The following is a 17,778-nucleotide window of genomic DNA, read 5'->3' as shown; positions in this document are numbered from 1 at the left end:
GAGGCGGGCTGCCGCGGCTTACCGTGAAGAGCCTCGCAGCAGTCGTTTCGCTGCGTCGGCCGCTGCTGCGGCATAGGCGCGATCGCCATGCACCAGCATCAGGGAGATCGCGCCCTCGGACAGCAGCCAGATCTCGCGCGCACGGCGGTGAGCGTCGCGGACACCGGCCCGCTTCAGCAGCGCGCCGAGATGGGTTTCGAGCAAGGCCTTGTGCCGGCGCGCAATTGCGCGTGCGGGATGGCCAGGGAGATCGGCCAACTCGATGACCAGCCTGGTGAATCCCGAGCCGGCCCATCGCGGCCTGTCCGCCCAGACCGCCAGGTCGCGGAACAGGCCGTCGATGATCGCCGCCGGCGAGCCGGACAGCTTGTCGCCGAACGTCGCGAACGCGGCCAAGGCCAGTTCGTTCTGGGCTTCGAGCACGAAGGCGAGCAGCTGATCCTTGCTTTGAAAATGGTTGTAGAGCGTGCGCTTCGTCACCCTCGTCGCCGATGCGATTTCGTCCATGCTCACGCGGCTGTATCCGCGCTGGCGAAAAAGGACGTATGCGGCAGCAAGGATGCGCCGCCGTGTCGGTTCTGCAGATCGCGCCATGCAGTCACCTCTTAAATATACCGAGTAGTGAATTTACATCGGTTGAAAAACCAATTGGAATGGCTTCCGGGATTTTTCGGCCCGCGCCAGTCAGCTTCCTCGCGCTGCGAAAGCCATTGCCATGCCCGATTCATTGACGCTCAGAGAGATCAAAGCTCGTCCGGTGGTGCTGAAGCTGAAGCGGCCCGTGGTCGCGCGCATTGTCACGATATCGGAGTGGCCGCTCGTCCTCATCGATCTGGTGACGGAGGAGGGCATTGTCGGGCGCGGCTATCTCGAGCCTTACATCGTGAAATCGCTGCGATATCTGGTTCCGGTGTTGCATGATCTCGGCGAATTGCTCAGAGGTCGGAGCGTGGCGCCTGTCGAGTTGTTCGAGGCGGCGCGCAAATCGCTTCACTTTGTCGGCTATGAGGGATTGTCGATGATCGCGGCGTCGGGCCTCGACATGGCCGCGTGGGACGCGTTGGCGAAAGCCGCAAACAAGCCGCTGTGCGTGCTGTTGGGGGCGACGGTCGGCGCCGTGAGATCCTACAATAGCAACGGCCTTTGGCTGAAGGAGCCGGCCGCCGTCGCGGCCGACGCTTTGGAATTGCGCGACGAAGGAGGGTTCTCAGCCCTGAAATTGCGCCTCGGCAGAAGCGATCCGCGCGAGGATCTGACGACCCTTGACGCCGTTCGAAAAGCAGTCGGGGATCGGATGCATTTGATGGTGGACTACAACCAGGGGCTAAATCTCGCCGAAGCCATCGAGCGGTGCCATACGATCGATGACTATGGCCTCGACTGGATCGAGGAGCCCGTCGTCTATGACAATCTTGACGGGCACGCCCGACTGGCGGCGGAGCTGAAGACGCCGATCCAGATCGGTGAGAACTTCTATGGTCCGAGGGAGATGCATAAGGCGATCGCGAGAAAGGCCTGCGACCTGGTGATGCCGGATTTCATGCGTATCGGCGGAGTGACGGGCTGGATGCGGGCGGCTGCGATCGCCGGCGCCGCGGGTATCCCCATCTCAACGCATCTTTATCCGGAAGTCGCCGCTCACGTCATGCGCGCAACCGAGACCGCTCACTGGTTGGAATGGCAGGACTGGGCCGATCCGATTCTCGAACGGCCGTATGAAATCAAGGATGGTCTTTTGCATATTCCCGACACGCCTGGTGTCGGTCTGGAATGGAACGAAGCGGCCGTCGCGGCTCACCTTGCAAGCGTCTAAAGCGCGATGAGATTGGGTTGAATCGTCATCGCGCTTTAGCTCTTTGTTTGAGCATGATCTTTGCGGAAAATCGCTTCACACTTTTCCGGATCATGCTCTAGAGCGGCGGAGCGCCTACGCCGACGCTTCCGTCAAAACATCTCGAAATATTCGCGGTGCTCCCAGTCCGACACCTCGGCCTGGAAGCGTTCGATCTCCGCGTTCTTGATGAAGACGTAATAGTCCACGAATTCCGGCCCGAGCGCCTGGCGGAAGAACGGATCGTCGTTGAGCGCGAACACGGCCTCGCGCAGCGACTTTGGCAACAGCGCGGCCTTGGCCTCGTAGGGCGTGTCGGCCGACGGGCCGGGGTCGAGCTTGCGGTCGACGCCGTCGAGGCCGGAGAGGATCTGGCTTGCCATGTAGAGATAGGGATTGGCGGCGGGTTCGCCGATCCGGTTCTCCAGCCGGGTCGCCGGATCGCCGGCGCCGCCGAGCACGCGGATCATCACGCCGCGGTTGTCGCGGCCCCAGATCGCGCGGTCCGGCGCCAGCGAATAGGAGCGGTAGCGCTTGTAGCCGTTGATGGTCGGCGTCGTGAACACGGTCGAGGCCCGGGCGTGCTCGATCAGGCCGGCGAGCCAGCCGCGGCCGAGCGCACTGAGCGGCTCGCCGGTCTCCTTGGCCATGAAGGCGTTCTCGCCATTGGCGCGCGACACCAGCGACTGGTGCAGGTGCCAGCCGCTCGCGAACACGTTCGGCAGTTTCGGCCGGCACATGAAGGTCGCGTGATAGCCGTGGCGGCGCGCGATCTGCTTCACTGCCGAACGAAACAGTACCATGGTGTCGGCCGGCGCAAGACCGACAGTCGGTGCGAAAGTGAATTCGCACTGGCTCGGACCGAATTCGACCTCGACCGAGCGCAACGGCAGGTCGAGCGCGATGATGTCGCGGCGGATGATCTCGAGCGCCGGCTCCATCAGGTCGTAGCGCTGCTCGGTGAGGTATTGATAGCCGTGCGATAGCAGGCTGACCGACGGCGGCCGTCCGGGCTGGCCGGCATCCTCCGGCGCCATGTGGGCGTCGTCGAGCTTGAACAGGTGGAATTCGACCTCGAGGCCGGCGACGAAATCGTAGCCGCGGCCGGCGAGCTGATCGAGCACCTTGCGATAGAGGTTGCGGGTCGCGAACGGCACCGGCCGGCCGTCGCTGAAATAGAGGTCGCAGAGCAGCCAGCCGGTGTTTTGCGCCCAAGGCAGCACGCGGAAGGTGGTGGGGTCGGCGACCATCAGCACGTCGGCCGCGCCTTCCATCTCCTTCATGCCGAAGCCGCCGCCTGATGTGAACACCGGAAACACCGTCTTGTGCGAGGTGTCCTTGGCGAGCATCGTCGTGGTGATGGAGCAGCCGCTTTCCAGCGAGCGCACCGCTTCGCCGGCGATCAGCGTCTTGCCGCGCAGGATGCCGTGCTGGTCGGGGAACGACAGGCGGATGACTTCGAGGTTCTTCTCCTCGACGATGCGGCGGAGGCGTTGTGCGGCCTCCTTCTGCTCATCCGACCACAGGCCGTGACGCTCGACGAAGCTCACCGCGTCACTCCTTCACTTCTCCCTCGCCCCGCTCTTCGCGGGGAGAGGGTCGGGGTGAGGGGCTCTCTCCGCCGACTCGATATGCCGATAGACCTGTACCCCCTCACCCGGATCGCTAACGCGATCCGACCTCTCCCCGCAAGCGGGGCGAGGTGAAGGATACAATGCGGAGCCATTGATACCATCTTCACTCCGCCGCCGTCAGATGATGCACCTTGCCGGCGATCTCGCGCGGCACGGGAGCTGCCCATGGTGCGCCGCGGCGGCGCTTGACGTCGACTTCCATCCAGTAGAGCTCCCAGCCCTGGGTCGGGCCGATGCCGTCCATCGTGGCCGGGCCCTGGATACTGCGCGCGGAGGCGTCGTCGAGGAACAGCATCGGCTTCTCGCCGCCGGAGACCTTCTCGATCTCCTGCCGCAGCAGGCGGGCGGTACTGCACGATCGCCTTGTCGCTCTGGCCGAGATGCTCGTTGGTGCGGTCCTGAATCGCCCCCATCGACTCCACTGCCCACTGGTCGTGGACATTGATGTCGGTGCCCATGCCGGTATAGGTCTCGGTCGCCTGCTCGTGCGGATCGAAGCCGTAATCGTTGCTCTTGTTCTTGCGCGACTTGTAGTCCGGCAGCGTATAGAGCTCGAGCCGCTGGTCGCGCATCTTCTGCTTGTCGACCGGCGCCGCATAGCTGGTGAAGATCGCGTACCAGTAGCAGTTCTCGTCGTCGACCGGCACGTGCCACTGCGTGATCGTCATCTCGGTCGACATCGGGATGACGAAGCCGTGCGGGAACAGCTGGTTGGTGACGCGCACATGGGTGCGCTCCGCGTCGAGCTCGCGCAGCGCAATCAGGCGCAGGCCATATTCGGTGTGCTCGACATTGATGATCGGCCGGTCATATTCGCGCAGGATCTTGGTCATCGGCATGTCGCTGCCGGCCGAGGCGCCGCGGAACTGCTTGCCGTAAGCCGCCGAGGTGTCCTCGTCCTCGAAGAAGCGATGCAGAAAGGAGGCGTGCGCCGGATCGATGCCGACCTCGAGCGCCTGCAGCCAGTTGCAGTTCATGTGGCCCTTGAACGCAAACGTATGGCTTCCGGGCGCAACGAAGCAGTCGAGCTCCGGAAAGGCGGGCGGGGCGCCTTCGCCGAGCCAGGCCCACAGGATGCCGCTCTTCTCGACCACGGGATAGGAACGCTGCCTGATGCCCTTGCACAGCTGCGAACCGGCCGGCTCCGCCGGCGTCTCGATGCACTGGCCTGACGTGTCGAATAGCCAGCCGTGGAAGGCGCAGCGCAGCCCGCCATGCTCGAGCCGGCCGAAGGCGAGATCGGCGCCGCGATGCGCGCAGTGGCGATCGATCAGCCCGTAGCTTCCGTCCTCGCCGCGGAACAGCACCAGGTTCTCGCCGAGCAGCCGCACCGGTCGTACCGGGCGCGGCCCGTCCAATTCGTCCACCAGCGCCGCCGGCTGCCAGTAGCTCCGCATCAGCTTGCCGCACGGGTCCTTGCGCCCGGTGCGGGTGATCAGATCGTTCGCTTCCTGGCTCATCATGGCGGCGTCTCCCGGATTTGGATTTGTTCGTCTATTGAACGAATGTGCGAATTATGCCATGTCTGTTTTGGACAGCAAGCGCAATTTTTGAACCGTTCAAAGCCAAAGCCCAACCTGAAAACGCCATGCCCAAGCTGAAGCGGACCGACCAGGACGAGCGCGCCACCGACTTCGTCGAGGCGCTCGATCGCGGCCTGCGCCTGTTGCAGGTGTTCGGCACCGTGTCGGGTCCGGCGACGCTGAGCGACCTCGCGCGCGCCGCCGATCTGCCGCGCGCCACCGCGCGCCGCATCGTGTTCACGCTGGCGCATGGCGGCTTCGTTGCCACCGACGGCAAGCTGTTCACGCTGACGCCGCATGTGCTGACGCTCGCGGGCTCGTTCCTGCAATCCAACCAGGTGGTGACGGTGCTGCAGCCGGTGCTCGATCGCATCGCGAGCGCGGCACAGGAGATCGCCTCGCTCGCCTTGCTCGACGGCGACGACGTCGTGTTCGTGGCGCGCTCGAGCCCGACGCGCGTGTTCTCCGCCGGTCTCGACATCGGCTACCGGCTGCCAGCGTTCTGCACCTCGGTCGGCCGCACCATGCTCGGCCGCCTCACTGATGCCGAGCTCGCGACGCGGCTGAAGGCGATGCGCCGCGATCCGGTGACGCCGCAGACCACGACCGATCCGAAGAAGCTGCTCGCCACCATCGTCACCGACCGCGCGCAGGGCTATTCCCTCGTCGACCGCGAGGCCGAGCCGCATTTCCGCTCCATCTCGGTGCCGGTGCGCCGCTACGACGGCACCATCGTCGCCGCAATCAACATGGGCGCGCATGTCGATCGCGTACCGATGCAGGAATTGATTGACCGCTTCCTGCCGCTGCTGCGGGATGGTGCTGATGATGTGAAGAGCCGGCTGCTCTAAGGTAGTCCAACTTCGCTGACGATTTTCGTCATTGCGAGGAGCGATAGCGACGAAGCAATCCATGCATCCACGCGCGCGGAGAGATGGATTGCTTCGCTTCGCTCGCAATGACGGGGGTAGTGTTTCTTTTTGTGCTGTGAGATTACAGCGCCACGCTGCGCAGACCGAACGAGCGCGCCTCGTTCTGCAGTACCGGCCGCACGGAATCGATCAGCCGCGCGGCGGCGGCGTCGACCGAGAGGCCGGCGGTGTCGACCACCGCCGATGCGCGGGCGTAGAGCGGCTCGCGGCTGACCAGGATGTTGCGCAATTCCGCCATCGCCGAGCGGTCGTCGGCCATCGGGCGCAGATCGCCTTGGCGGCGCACGCGCGCCATGTGCTCCTCCGGCTCGGCCTTCAGCCAGATCGTGTAGAACGACGACAGGATCAAATCGAAGGTCAGCGCCTCGGAGACGATGCCGCCGCCGGTCGCCAGCACCATCAATTCCTTGCGCGCCAACAGCTGCGTCAGCGCGGCCTGCTCCATGCGGCGGAAGCCTTCCTGGCCGTACAGCGCGATGATCTCGGCGACCGAGAGGCCGTTCTGCGCCTCGATCTCCTTGTTGAGCTCGACAAAGCTCCAGCCGATCTTCTTCGCCAGCATCCGGCCGAGCGTGGTCTTGCCGGCGCCGCGCAGGCCGATCAGCGCAATGCCGGAGAACGAGGCGCGCCGCGGCGCCAACGGGCTGCTGCCGGCGAGCATGTCCTTGGCCTGCGCGATCTGGTTGGGCGACGCCTTGCGCAAGAGATCGCGGATCACGGCCCAGTCCGGCACGGGCTCGCTGGACGGGATCAGGTCCTCGAGATGCGCGCCCATTGCGCCTGCGACACGGCGCAGCAGCACGATCGAGACATTGCCTTTGCCGCTCTCGAGCTGGGCGATGTAGCGTTCGGAAATGCCGGAAACCTTGGCGAGCACCTTGCGCGACATGCCGCGCAGGGCGCGCATCGTGCGCACGCGCTGGCCGAGCTGTTCAAGGAAGTCGGTTTCCGGGTCGTTGGCTGCGGTCATGATCCCTGTGCGACGCGCGGTCCTGACTGAATCAGACCGAGGTTCTAGGAAACATAGTGCCGATAAGGATTGACAGCAAGCCAACGTGGTGGCTTTGTATGAATTATAATTCTTAAATTCACAGGAGAGGGAAGCGTGGCACGTCCGGGTCCGAGGAGCGGAGCATGACTTACAACGCGGTCTCCTGGCTGCTCGACCGCAACGTCGATGAAGGCCGCGGCGACAAGGTCGTGTTCGACGATACGGTGTCGCAAATCACCTATGGCCAGTTGCAGCAGCAGACCCGCCGCGTCGGCAACATGCTGCGCCAGCTCGGCGTCCGCCGCGAAGAGCGGGTCGCCATGATCATGCTGGACACGGTCGATTTCCCGATCGTGTTCCTCGGCGCGATCCGCGCCGGCGTGGTGCCGGTGCCGCTCAACACGCTGCTGACTGCGGAGCAATACGCCTACATCCTCGGTGATTGCCGCGCCCGCGTGCTGTTCGTGTCGGAAGCGCTGCTGCCGGTCGTGAAGGACATCATCGCGCGCATGCCCGACCTCGAGCATGTCGTGGTCTCCGGCAAGGATGCGCATGGCCATAAGAAGCTGTCCGATGAGATCGCGCGCGAGAGCGACGTGTTCGCCACCGCGCCGACCCATGCCGACGAGCCGGCATTCTGGCTCTATTCGTCGGGCTCCACCGGCATGCCGAAGGGCGTGCGCCATCTGCATTCCAATCTCGCGGCGACCGCGGAGACCTACGCCAAGCAGGTGCTCGGGATCCGCGAGGATGATGTCGGCCTGTCGGCGGCCAAGCTGTTCTTCGCCTACGGGCTCGGCAATGCGCTGACCTTCCCGATGTCGGTCGGCGCCACCACGGTGTTGAACTCCGAGCGGCCGACGCCGGCGGTGATGTTCGCGCTGATGAACAAATATCATCCCAGCATCTTCTTCGGCGTGCCGACCCTGTTCGCGGCGATGCTGAACGACGAGGCGACCAAGGCGCAGTCCGGCGGCAATCGCCTGCGCGTCTGCACCTCGGCCGGCGAGGCGCTGCCGGAGTCGGTCGGCAATGCCTGGAAGACGCGGTTCGGCGTCGACATCCTCGACGGCGTCGGCTCGACCGAGCTGTTGCACATCTTCCTGTCGAACGCGCCCGGCGACATCAAATACGGCTCGTCCGGCCGTCCGGTGCCCGGCTACAAGGTGAGGCTGGTCAATGAGGCCGGCGCCGACGTCGCGGACGGCGAGGTCGGCGAACTCTTGGTCGATGCGCCCTCGGCCGGCGAGAGCTACTGGAATCAACGGGCCAAGAGCCGCGCCACCTTCGAGGGCGCCTGGACCCGCACCGGCGACAAATACACGCGCGATGCCGACGGCCGCTACACCTTCTGCGGCCGCGCCGACGACATGTTCAAGGTCTCCGGCATCTGGGTGTCACCGTTCGAGGTCGAGAGCGCGCTGATCACCCATCCCGCGGTGCTGGAGGCGGCGGTCGTGCCGGAGGCCGATCCGGAAGGGCTGCTCAAGCCGAAGGCGTATGTCGTGCTGCGGCCCGACAGTTCAGTCGCCGGCCTGCACGAGGCGCTGAAGGAGCACGTCAAGCAGAAGATCGGCCCGTGGAAATATCCGCGCTGGATCGATGTGGTCGACAATCTGCCGAAGACGGCGACCGGAAAGATCCAGCGGTTCAAATTGCGGGAACACGAGCACTAGCTCCCCGCGTCGTCCCGGCCTAGTGCGCAATTGCGCACGGGAGCCGGGACCCATACGCCGCGGCCTTCGTTTCGAGAGACGCTGTTCAACAGCTTTGCGCAACAACTAACGCCTGTGGTTATGGGTCCCGGCTTTCGCCGGGACGACGATGAGGAAGGCCTACCATGACAAACTTGAAACCCTCCGGCTTCCTCAGCATCGACGGCGCCGAGCTCGAATACCGCATGATCGGTCCCTCGCCGGACGCGGCGCCGACCATCGTGATGCTCCATGAAGGCCTCGGCTCGGTCGGGCTGTGGGGCGACTTCCCCGAGAAGCTGCAGGCGGCGACCGGCGCCGGCGTGTTCGCCTATTCGCGCGCGGGTTATGGCGCCTCGTCGCCGGCGAAGCTGCCGCGTCCGGTCGACTACATGCACCGCGAGGCGCTCGACGTGCTGCCGAAGCTGCTCGATCGGATCGGGTTCCGCCGCGGCTTGCTGCTCGGTCATTCCGACGGCGCGTCGATTGCCGCGATCTATGCCGGCGCGCAACAGGATCATCGCCTGCACGGCCTGGCGCTGCTGGCGCCGCACTTCATCGTCGAGGACATTTCGGTGAAGTCGATCGCCGAGATCAAGACCGCATACGAGACCACCAATCTGAAGGAGAAGCTGGCGCGCTGGCACAAGGATGTCGACAACGCCTTTTATGGCTGGAACGGCGCCTGGCTCGATCCGGCATTCCGCGACTGGGATATCTCCGACTATCTCGCCTATATCCGCGTGCCCGTGCTGATCGTGCAGGGCGCGGCCGACCAGTACGGCACCATGCGCCAGGTCGAGATCGCCCAGGAGGAGTGCTACTGCCCGGTCGATGTCACGGCCATCGATGGTGCCGGCCATTCGCCGCATCGCGAGGCGCCCGCGGTGACGCTCGAGGCGGTCGCCGAATTCGCCAAAGCGGCGCTGCGCGACGACCCGGCACTGGCGGCCTGACCTTTGGTGCCGATGCCAGGTCATTGGCCGAGCGAGTGAATTTCGTGAACATGAAACAAAATGCATGTTTTTGCGTTTTGAACTAGACCAGATCAAAAACATGCATTATTGTGCATGAAGACCTCGACGACGAACCTTCAAACGAACAACAGCAAGACAACAGATAAGGGTGGCCCATGGCTGGTGACGAGCGCGTCCTTGCAGGCGGGGCGAAGTACATCGACTTCCAGACCGACCCGTCGCGCTACCGACACTGGAAGCTCGACGCTGCGGGCGACGTCGCGACGCTGACCATGGACGTCGACGAGAACGCCGGCCTGTTCGAAGGCTACCAGCTCAAGCTCAATTCCTATGACCTCGGCGTCGACATCGAGCTTGCCGACGCCGTGCAGCGGCTGCGCTTCGAGCATCCCGAGGTCAAGGTGGTGGTGATGCGCTCGGGCAAGAACCGGGTGTTCTGCGCCGGCGCCAACATCCGCATGCTGGCGGGCTCGACCCATGCCCACAAGGTCAACTTCTGCAAATTCACCAACGAGACCCGCAACGGCCTGGAAGACTCCAGCGAGAATTCCGGGCAGAGCTTCATCACCGTCGTCAACGGTACCGCGGCCGGCGGCGGCTATGAACTGGCGCTCGCGACCGACCACATCATGATGGCCGACGACGGCGCTGCCGCCGTCGCGCTGCCGGAAGTGCCGCTGCTCGCGGTGCTGCCGGGCACCGGCGGGCTCACGCGCGTCGTCGACAAGCGCAAGGTGCGCCGCGACCATGCCGATTTCTTCTGCACCATCGAGGAAGGCATCAAGGGCAAGCGCGCCGTTTCCTGGCGCCTGGTCGACGAGATCGCGCCGAACTCCAAGCTCGAGGGCAAGCTGGCCGAGCGCGTCAAGGAATTCGCCGCGAAGTCGAAGCGCAACGGCGCCGGCAAAGGCATCGCGCTGGCGCCGCTGACGCGCACCATCGACGACAGCGCCATCCGCTATGGCTTCGTCAGCGTCGACATCGATCGCGCGGCGCGCATCGCCACCATCTCGATCAAGGCGCCGGAAACCACGGCGCCCGCCGACATCGACGGCATGATCGCGCAGGGCGCTGCGTTCTGGCCGCTGCAGGTCGCCCGCGAGCTCGATGACGCGATCCTGCATCTGCGCATCAACGAGCTCGAGATCGCGATGCTGGTGTTCAAGAGCCATGGCGACCGCGCCAATGTCGTGTCCTATGATGCGTTCCTGGAGGCCAACAAGGCGCACTGGCTGGTCAACGAGGTCAGGCATTACTGGAAGCGCGTGCTCAAGCGCATCGACGTCACCTCGCGCACGCTGGTGACGCTGGTCGAGCCCGGCTCCTGCTTCGTCGGCACGCTGGCCGAGCTCGTGTTCGCCGCCGACCGCTCCTACATGCTGATCGGCCAGAAGCAGGGCGACAACCGTCCGCCGCCGGCGATCGAGCTGACGGCGATGAATTTCGGGCCCTATCCGATGAGCCACGGCCTGACCCGGCTGCAATCGCGCTTCCAGGCCGATCCGTCGGATCTGGAGCGCGCGCAAGGCTCGATCGGCAAGGCGCTCGACGCGGAGGAGGCCGAGGAGGTCGGTCTCGTCACCTTCGCGCTCGACGACATCGACTGGGACGACGAGGTCCGCGTGTTCTTCGAGGAGCGCACCTCGTTCTCGCCCGACGGTCTCACCGGCATGGAAGCCAATCTGCGCTTCGTCGGCCCGGAGACCATGGAATCGAAGATCTTCTCCCGCCTCACGGCGTGGCAGAACTGGATATTCCAGCGGCCGAACGCGGTCGGTGAGGACGGCGCACTGCGCCGCTACGGCACCGGCCAGAAGGCGCAATTCGACATGACGCGAGTTTAAGGGAGCACGGCCATGAACATCATGAACGTCGATTACTCGACCAAGATTCCGAACAATGTGAATCTCGCCGAGGACCGCCAGGTGCTCAAGGCGCTGGAAGGCTGGCACCCCGGCTACATGGACTGGTGGAGCGACATGGGTCCGGACGGCTTCCAGGAATCGCTGGTCTATCTGCGCACCGCCTATTCGGTCGATCCGCGCGGCTGGGCCAAGTTCGACTACGTGCGGATGCCCGAATATCGCTGGGGCATCTTGCTCGCGCCGCAGGAAGAGAACCGCGTCATTCCGTTCGGCGAGGACTATGGCAAGCCGGCCTGGCAGGAAGTCCCCGGTGAGCACCGCGCCATGCTGCGCCGCCTGATCGTGATCCAGGGCGACACCGAGCCGGCCTCGGTCGAGCAGCAGCGCCATCTCGGCAAGACCGCGCCCTCGCTCTACGACATGCGCAACCTGTTCCAGGTCAATGTCGAGGAAGGCCGCCATCTCTGGGCGATGGTTTATCTGCTGCAGAAGTATTTCGGCCGCGACGGCCGCGAGGAGGCCGATGATTTGTTGCGCCGCCGCTCGGGCGACGCGGATTCTCCGCGCATGCTAGGGGCCTTCAACGAGGCGACGCCGGACTGGCTGTCGTTCTTCATGTTCACCTACTTCACCGACCGCGACGGCAAGATGCAGCTGCACTCGCTGGCGCAGTCGGGCTTCGATCCGCTGTCGCGCACCTGCCGCTTCATGCTGACCGAGGAAGCCCACCACATGTTCGTCGGCGAGACCGGCATCACCCGCGTCGTGCAGCGCACCTGCGATGCGATGAAGGAAGCCGGCATCATCGATCCGAACGACATCGCCAAGATCCGCGCGCTTGGCGTGATCGACCTGCCGACCATCCAGAAGAAGCTGAACCTGCATTATTCGCTGTCGCTCGATTTGTTCGGCTCGGAAGTGTCGACCAACGCGGCCAATGCCTTCAACGCCGGCATCAAAGGCCGCTACAAGGAGACCACGATCGACGACGACCACCAGCTCAAGAGCTCGACCTATCCGGTCATGAAGATGGTGGACGGCCAGATTAAGATGGTCGACGAGCCGGCGCTGACCGCGCTCAACATGCGGCTGCGCGACGACTACACGCAGGATTGCGTCAAGGGCATGCTGCGCTGGAACAAGGTGATCTCGACCGCCGGCATCGACTACAAGCTCGCGGTGCCGAACACTGCCTTCCACCGCCAGATCGGCGAGTTCAAGGACGTCCATGCGACGCCCGATGGCCTCTTGATCGACGACGCCACCTGGGCCAAGCGCAAGAACGACTGGCTGCCGTCGACCGCGGACGGCGACTTCATCGCCTCGCTGATGAAACCGGTGACCGAACCCGGCCAGTTCGCCTCCTGGATCTCGCCGCCCAAGGTCGGCATCGACAACAAGCCGGGCGACTTCGAGTATGTGAGGATCGAGAGCTGATCGGCGCGAGCATGATCCGGAAAAGTGTGAAGCGGTTTTCCGAAGAGATCATGCTCAAACAACGGATAGGTCATGATGCGAAAATCGCATCGTGACCTAACAGTTTCTTTCCGCAGGGAGAGAACAGGAAGGGGGCGAGCCGAAAAGGTCCCGGGGCTCGTCCCTTTCTTTTTGGTCAGATGCCGGTACGGAGGCGCGGCCTCAATCGTCATTTGTAGGTTCGTCGGGCCACATCTGCGCACCGTGAAGCACGCGCAAGATGCGAACAGTCTCACCGTCAACAAGGTGCGCCGTGACATAAGGTGTGCGCGGGATGACCAACTCGCGCGTGCCGGCAACACGCCCGGGCCGGCCACAGGAAAGTCGAGCAGGCGCCGCGCAGCATCGGCAATCTGTTCGTCAACATGGACCGCCGCGCGAGGATTCTCGGCCTCGATGTAGCTGAAAATGTCGTCGCGATCGGATAACGCGAAGCGCGACCAGACGAGTTTCACCGCTTACGCCCTGTCGCTTTTCGAAGCGCGGCGGCGCGGCGTTGCGCGAAATGCGCTTCGACCTCGGAATCATCGAGACCGGGCCGGGCATCCGCCAACGCCTGGTGCACCTTCTCGCGAAACCAGCTGTCGTAAGCCTGGCTGTTGCTCACGAGTTCCAGTGGAAGCATTCCTTCATTGGCCGTGCGTGTCAGCAGAATCCGCACGGCGTCGGATACCGTGAGACCCATGTTCTCCAGAACCTCGGTGGCCTTTTCCTTTACGTCCGCATCGATGCGGGTTTGGACCAGGGCATTCGAAGCCATAGCGATCTCCTTCACTCGCATCCAATGTAATGCATTTGAATGACACGCGCCAGAGGCGTCACAGCCCTATGGAAGCGGTGAGCCAGCGACAAAAACGGCCCCGCCCTTCGGCGGAGCCGTTGCCGTAGGTCGGTCGCGCGGCCGCTTAGCCCGCGATCTCTAGCCCTGCCGTCGCATAGACCACGCCGCCATCAACCGCGACGGTGTTGCCCACGACATAGTCGCCGGCGCGCGAGGCGAGATAGATTGCGGTACCCGCCATATCCTCGTCGGTGCCGACGCGCTTCGCCGGCACGCGCTTGGCGACCTCGTCGGCGTGGTCGCGCGCGGCGCGGTTCATGTCCGACTTGAAGGCGCCGGGCGCGATCGCGGTGACGTTGATGTTGTCCTTGATCAGGCGGGTCGCCATGCGGCGCGTCAGATGGATCACCGCAGCCTTGCTGGCGGCATAGGAATAGGTCTCCATCGGGTTGACGAAGATGCCGTCGATCGAGGCGATGTTGATCACCTTGCCCGGCCTGTCGTGCGTCGCCGCCGCACGCAGCGGCTTGGCCAGGGCCTTGGTCAGGAAGAAGATCGACTTGACGTTGAGGTTCATCACCTTGTCCCAGCCGCTCTCCGGAAATTCGTCGAAGTCCGCGCCCCAGGCCGCGCCGGCATTGTTGACGAGGATGTCGAGCTTCGGCTCGCGCTTGATGATCTCGCCCGCGAGCTTGTCGCAGCCCTCGACGGTCGAGATGTCGATCGGCAGCGCGATGCATTCGCCGTCATAGGCGGCGGACAGCTCCTGCGCGGTCGCCTCGCAGGGACCTGCCTTGCGTGCGGTGATGTAGACCCTGGCGGCACCCTGCGCGAGGAAGCCGGCCGCGATCATCTTGCCGATGCCGCGCGATCCCCCGGTCACCAATGCGACGCGGCCCTTCAGCGAGAACAGATCCTTGAACATGCGCTCCTCCATTGCGTTGCCAGTGGTTCTGGGCGCGCCCGGGGAGCGAGTCAAGGAGAGGGAAGGGATCGGTAGCCCGGATGCAGCGGAGCGAAATCCGGCAAAATGCTATCCGCGGATGCGACTGTCCCGGATTGCGCTTCGCTGCATCCGGGCTACGAAGAGTAGCTTACGCCGCGTCGATGCGGCGAAAGCCGTTCCACACTGCGGTGGCGGCGCCTGATGTCAGCACCGGCAGCAGGCGCGCGTCCTGGTAATTGCCGTTCAGCGAGACCCGCTGCAACGCAGTCAGATGGTCGGCGCTTTCGGGAAACAGCATGCCGGGCCGCGTCGTCACCGCGGTCCGAAAGCCGATCGACCGGGCGAGGGCGAATTCACGCTGCCCGGCGGCGATCCGGTCGCCATAGGGATAGGCGAGATGCAATGCCGGCCGCTGCAGCGCATCCTCGATCCGCGCCCGGCTGGTCGCGAGCTCGAACGATGCGATGGTCTCGCTCTGCTTGGCGAGATTGCAATGGGTGATGGTGTGCGCGCCGATCGTCACCAGCGGATCCTCGGCGAAGCCGCGCAACTCGTCCCAGGACATGCAGAGCTCGCGCGCGATGCCGGTCTCGTCGACCCCGTGACGGGCGCACAGCGCGGATATCTCGGCCTGCATCGCCTGCTCGCCGGGCAGTGAACGCAGCCAGTCGTGGATGCGGCCGAAGGCAGTCCGCTTGGCCTGCGCTGTCGCGGTGTCGATCCGCGTCATGGTGCCGTCGATCGGCACCTCGATCGCGGACGCCGCCGCGATCACCCGCTCCAGCGCGATCCACCACAATCTGCCGCAGCCCTCGGCGAAATCGCTCGCGACATAGACCGTGAACGGGGCGCCGAACTCGCGCATCACAGGCAGCGCGAAATCGCGGTTGTCGCGATAGCCGTCGTCGAAGGTAAAGCAGGCGAAGCGCCGCGCGAAATTCCGTTCGGCGAGACGGCGATGCGCCTCGTCGATGCTGATTACGTCGACGTCGAGCGCGCGCAGATGCGTCAGCATCGCGCGCAGGAAGTCCGGCGTGACCTCGAGATGATGGTTCGGCTGGAACGCGTCGCCGCGCCGCGGGCGGACGTGGTGCAGCATGAAGATGGCGCCGACGCCGGCGAAGATCGGCCGCAGCAGGATATGCGCACCCGAGAAATACAACGCCTCCATGCCGGCACGGATCACGGTGTTGCGGAGTTGTTTCATGAGGGCGCGGGCCGGCCGATTTGCATTCCGCGGCAAACTTAGCGAAAGACCACTGAAGAAACTGTTATCCCGGTCCGACATGGCGCCCCCGCCATGGCGCGTCATTTGGGGTTTGACAGTCAGCCAAGGGTTTGTTTTCTCTCTGGTTCCCGACCCCGCAGGACGCTGAATGCACGGACTTTTCAAGTGGAGTAGCAAGTGGTGGCCTGGGGTGATTCCACTGGTCGTGCTTTGGGGTATCGCGGCCTGGACGAGCACCACAACGGTCGAAGCGGACCTTGCCGCGCGCTCTAATGCCGCACTGAAGGACACCGTCCTCGACAAGCGCCGCATCAGCGTCGAGGGCCGCGATGTGACGTTCGCGGCCAACGCCTTCTCTGAAGACGGCCGCCTCAGCGCGGTGGCGTCGGTCGAAGCCGTGCCCGGCGTGCGGCTGGTCAACGACGAGACCCGCCTTGTTCCCGAAGCCAAGCCCTTTGTCTGGTCCGCCGAACGCGACGTCGTGCGGGTCACGCTCGGCGGCAATGCGCCGCTGCCGTCGAGCAAGGGCAAGTTGACCGAAGCCGCGAAGGCCAGTCTCGGCGGCGTCGAGGTGGTGGATCAGATGGTGCTCGCCCGCGGCGCGCCGTTGCGGTTCGACGCGGCGGCGCTGCTGTTGCTCGACCAGATCGGCAAGCTGAAGGAAGGCAAGATCACGCTGACCGACAACAAGGTCAATCTCGCCGGCATGGCGCGCGAGCTCGGCGGACGCGAAGCGGTCGCCGCGGCGCTGAAGAACCTGCCGGAAGGCTATTCGATCGCCGCCAACGACATCAAGGCGCCGCCCTACGTGTTCCAGGCCTACAAGGACCCGGTCGCGGTGACGCTGACGCTGACCGGCTACGTGCCCGACAACAACGTGCATGCCGCGCTGGTCGCTGCCGCCGGCCGCAAGTTCTTCAGCGAGAAAGTGGTCGACAATCTCAAGGCCAGCATCGGCGCGCCGTCGGGTTTCGCGGCCGCGGTGGGGCCCGCGCTCGGCGCGCTGTCGCGGCTGTCGACCGGAACGCTGGTGGTATCGGACCGCGAGGTGAAGCTGTCGGGCGATGCGCTCTACGATGCCGCCGCCGGCCAGATCCGCGACGGGCTCGGCAAGGATTTTCCGCAGGGCTGGCAGTACAAGGCCGAGGTCACGGTCAAGCCGGCGGCGGCCCCCGTCGATCCCACGGTGTGCCAGCAGCTGTTTTCCGAAATTCTCTCGAAGGGCAAGATCCGCTTCGAGTCCGGCAAGGCCGACATCGTGCCGGATTCCGCCGGCCTGCTCGACCGCCTGATCGAGACCGCGTTGCGCTGCCCCAATGCGACGATCGAGATCGCCGGCCATACCGACAGCGACGGCGAGGAGGCCGCCAACCAGGCACTGTCGGAACGCCGCGCGCAGGCCGTGGTGGATTACCTCGTGCGCGCCGGGCTGCCTGCCAGCCGTTTCACGCCGATCGGCTATGGCAGCACGCAGCCGCTGGCCGGCAACGAGAGTGAAGACGGCAAGGCGCAGAACCGCCGCATCGAATTCGTGGTGAAGTAGCGATGACCGTGCTCGCGACATTCTTCTGGGGTTGGCTGCTCGGCGCGGCGCTGCTCGGCTTTTGCATGGGCTGGATCGCGGTGGTGCATCGGGCGCGGGGCGTCTCGAAGGTCTGGATGCGCTGGCTGGCGCTGCTCGCCGCCGCGCTGGTGGCGGCGTCGTTCGCGCGGATCGTGCCCGGTCGGTTCGGCTACTGGCTCGATCTCTTCCTGGTCATGTTCGCGCTCTATCTCGTCGGCTGCGCGATCGGCTCCTGGCTGCGCGACTGGGTGGTTTCGCGCAGCAAGCCCGCGAGCTGACCTCAATCCCCTGATCCGACAGGCCTGAGCGGCGTCGCCAAGCGCAGGGTGAACTGCA

Annotated in this window: 14 protein-coding genes and 2 pseudogenes; 8 read left to right on the top strand and 8 right to left on the bottom strand. The window is 64.8% G+C overall.

All coding sequences use genetic code 11. The features are described from left to right. Positions 1-18 precede the first annotated feature (18 nt). Positions 19-594 (bottom strand): TetR/AcrR family transcriptional regulator, encoded by a 576-nt coding sequence (locus tag ACVMDN_RS34280; protein WP_057019467.1) that lies wholly within the window; start codon positions 592-594, stop codon positions 19-21. A gap of 121 nt (positions 595-715) precedes the next feature. Between ACVMDN_RS34280 and ACVMDN_RS34275 the strand changes: the two genes are divergently transcribed. Next, complete coding sequence (locus ACVMDN_RS34275; protein ID WP_057019466.1) at positions 716-1,813, top strand: enolase C-terminal domain-like protein; 1,098 nt, start codon at positions 716-718, stop codon at positions 1,811-1,813. A gap of 131 nt (positions 1,814-1,944) precedes the next feature. Here the strand turns inward: ACVMDN_RS34275 and ACVMDN_RS34270 are convergent, their stop codons facing one another. Together ACVMDN_RS34270 and ACVMDN_RS34265 are read right to left on the bottom strand one after the other, a co-directional pair. Beyond that, the gene (locus tag ACVMDN_RS34270) at positions 1,945-3,381 is read right to left on the bottom strand and encodes a glutamine synthetase family protein (protein WP_141339775.1); all 1,437 of its coding nucleotides are present in this window, start codon (positions 3,379-3,381) and stop codon (positions 1,945-1,947) included. A 187-nt stretch (positions 3,382-3,568) separates the two neighbouring features. After that, positions 3,569-4,928, bottom strand: a pseudogene (locus ACVMDN_RS34265) (aromatic ring-hydroxylating dioxygenase subunit alpha). Between the two features lie 125 nt (positions 4,929-5,053). On the opposite strand from ACVMDN_RS34265, the gene ACVMDN_RS34260 reads away from it, so the two are divergent. Continuing rightward, positions 5,054-5,839 carry an IclR family transcriptional regulator domain-containing protein gene (locus tag ACVMDN_RS34260; RefSeq protein ID WP_141339773.1) on the top strand — a complete coding sequence of 262 codons (786 nt, stop codon included), beginning with the start codon at positions 5,054-5,056 and terminating at the stop codon, positions 5,837-5,839. A gap of 142 nt (positions 5,840-5,981) precedes the next feature. On the opposite strand, the gene ACVMDN_RS34255 is transcribed toward ACVMDN_RS34260, so the two are convergent. Beyond that, positions 5,982-6,974, bottom strand: a complete 993-nt coding sequence (locus tag ACVMDN_RS34255) for a helix-turn-helix transcriptional regulator (protein ID WP_256521265.1) — start codon at positions 6,972-6,974, stop codon at positions 5,982-5,984. 80 nt (positions 6,975-7,054) lie between these two features. On the opposite strand from ACVMDN_RS34255, the gene ACVMDN_RS34250 reads away from it, so the two are divergent. The 4 genes from ACVMDN_RS34250 (at position 7,055) to boxB (ending at position 12,884) form a co-directional block, all read left to right on the top strand. Then, positions 7,055-8,587 (top strand): benzoate-CoA ligase family protein, encoded by a 1,533-nt coding sequence (locus ACVMDN_RS34250; protein WP_057019463.1) that lies wholly within the window; start codon positions 7,055-7,057, stop codon positions 8,585-8,587. A 164-nt stretch (positions 8,588-8,751) separates the two neighbouring features. Further along, positions 8,752-9,561, top strand: a complete 810-nt coding sequence (locus ACVMDN_RS34245) for an alpha/beta fold hydrolase (protein WP_057019462.1) — start codon at positions 8,752-8,754, stop codon at positions 9,559-9,561. Positions 9,562-9,737: 176 nt separating this feature from the next. Then, positions 9,738-11,426, top strand: coding sequence for a 2,3-epoxybenzoyl-CoA dihydrolase (gene boxC, locus ACVMDN_RS34240; RefSeq protein WP_141339772.1), 1,689 nt, complete (start codon positions 9,738-9,740; stop codon positions 11,424-11,426). 21 nt (positions 11,427-11,447) lie between these two features. Then, complete coding sequence (boxB, locus tag ACVMDN_RS34235) at positions 11,448-12,884, top strand: benzoyl-CoA 2,3-epoxidase subunit BoxB (RefSeq protein WP_200844636.1); 1,437 nt, start codon at positions 11,448-11,450, stop codon at positions 12,882-12,884. A gap of 201 nt (positions 12,885-13,085) precedes the next feature. Here the strand turns inward: boxB and ACVMDN_RS34230 are convergent. From ACVMDN_RS34230 to ACVMDN_RS34215, 4 genes and pseudogenes are all read right to left on the bottom strand, one after another. Continuing rightward, a pseudogene (locus tag ACVMDN_RS34230) lies at positions 13,086-13,378 on the bottom strand (type II toxin-antitoxin system RelE/ParE family toxin). Continuing rightward, positions 13,375-13,683, bottom strand: coding sequence for a type II toxin-antitoxin system RelB/DinJ family antitoxin (locus ACVMDN_RS34225; protein ID WP_141339770.1), 309 nt, complete (start codon positions 13,681-13,683; stop codon positions 13,375-13,377). Before ACVMDN_RS34225 ends, ACVMDN_RS34230 begins: the two are co-directional and overlap by 4 nt. A gap of 145 nt (positions 13,684-13,828) precedes the next feature. Then, entirely contained in the window at positions 13,829-14,629 is an 801-nt protein-coding gene (locus ACVMDN_RS34220) for an SDR family NAD(P)-dependent oxidoreductase (RefSeq protein WP_141339769.1), read from the bottom strand. Between the two features lie 169 nt (positions 14,630-14,798). Beyond that, the gene (locus ACVMDN_RS34215; protein WP_141339768.1) at positions 14,799-15,857 is read right to left on the bottom strand and encodes a polysaccharide deacetylase family protein; all 1,059 of its coding nucleotides are present in this window, start codon (positions 15,855-15,857) and stop codon (positions 14,799-14,801) included. A 169-nt stretch (positions 15,858-16,026) separates the two neighbouring features. On the opposite strand from ACVMDN_RS34215, the gene ACVMDN_RS34210 reads away from it, so the two are divergent. After that, a complete protein-coding gene (locus ACVMDN_RS34210) occupies positions 16,027-17,421 on the top strand; it encodes an OmpA family protein (protein ID WP_141339767.1) in 1,395 nt (464 codons plus the stop codon). A 2-nt stretch (positions 17,422-17,423) separates the two neighbouring features. Next, positions 17,424-17,720 (top strand): hypothetical protein, encoded by a 297-nt coding sequence (locus tag ACVMDN_RS34205; RefSeq protein ID WP_057019456.1) that lies wholly within the window; start codon positions 17,424-17,426, stop codon positions 17,718-17,720. Positions 17,721-17,778: the final 58 nt, after the last annotated feature.

The sequence above is a fragment of the Bradyrhizobium sp. USDA 4510 genome (genome assembly GCF_054059095.1).
The sequence above is the reverse complement of the archived record's forward strand: the minus strand, read 5'-3'. Positions and strand labels throughout refer to the sequence as shown.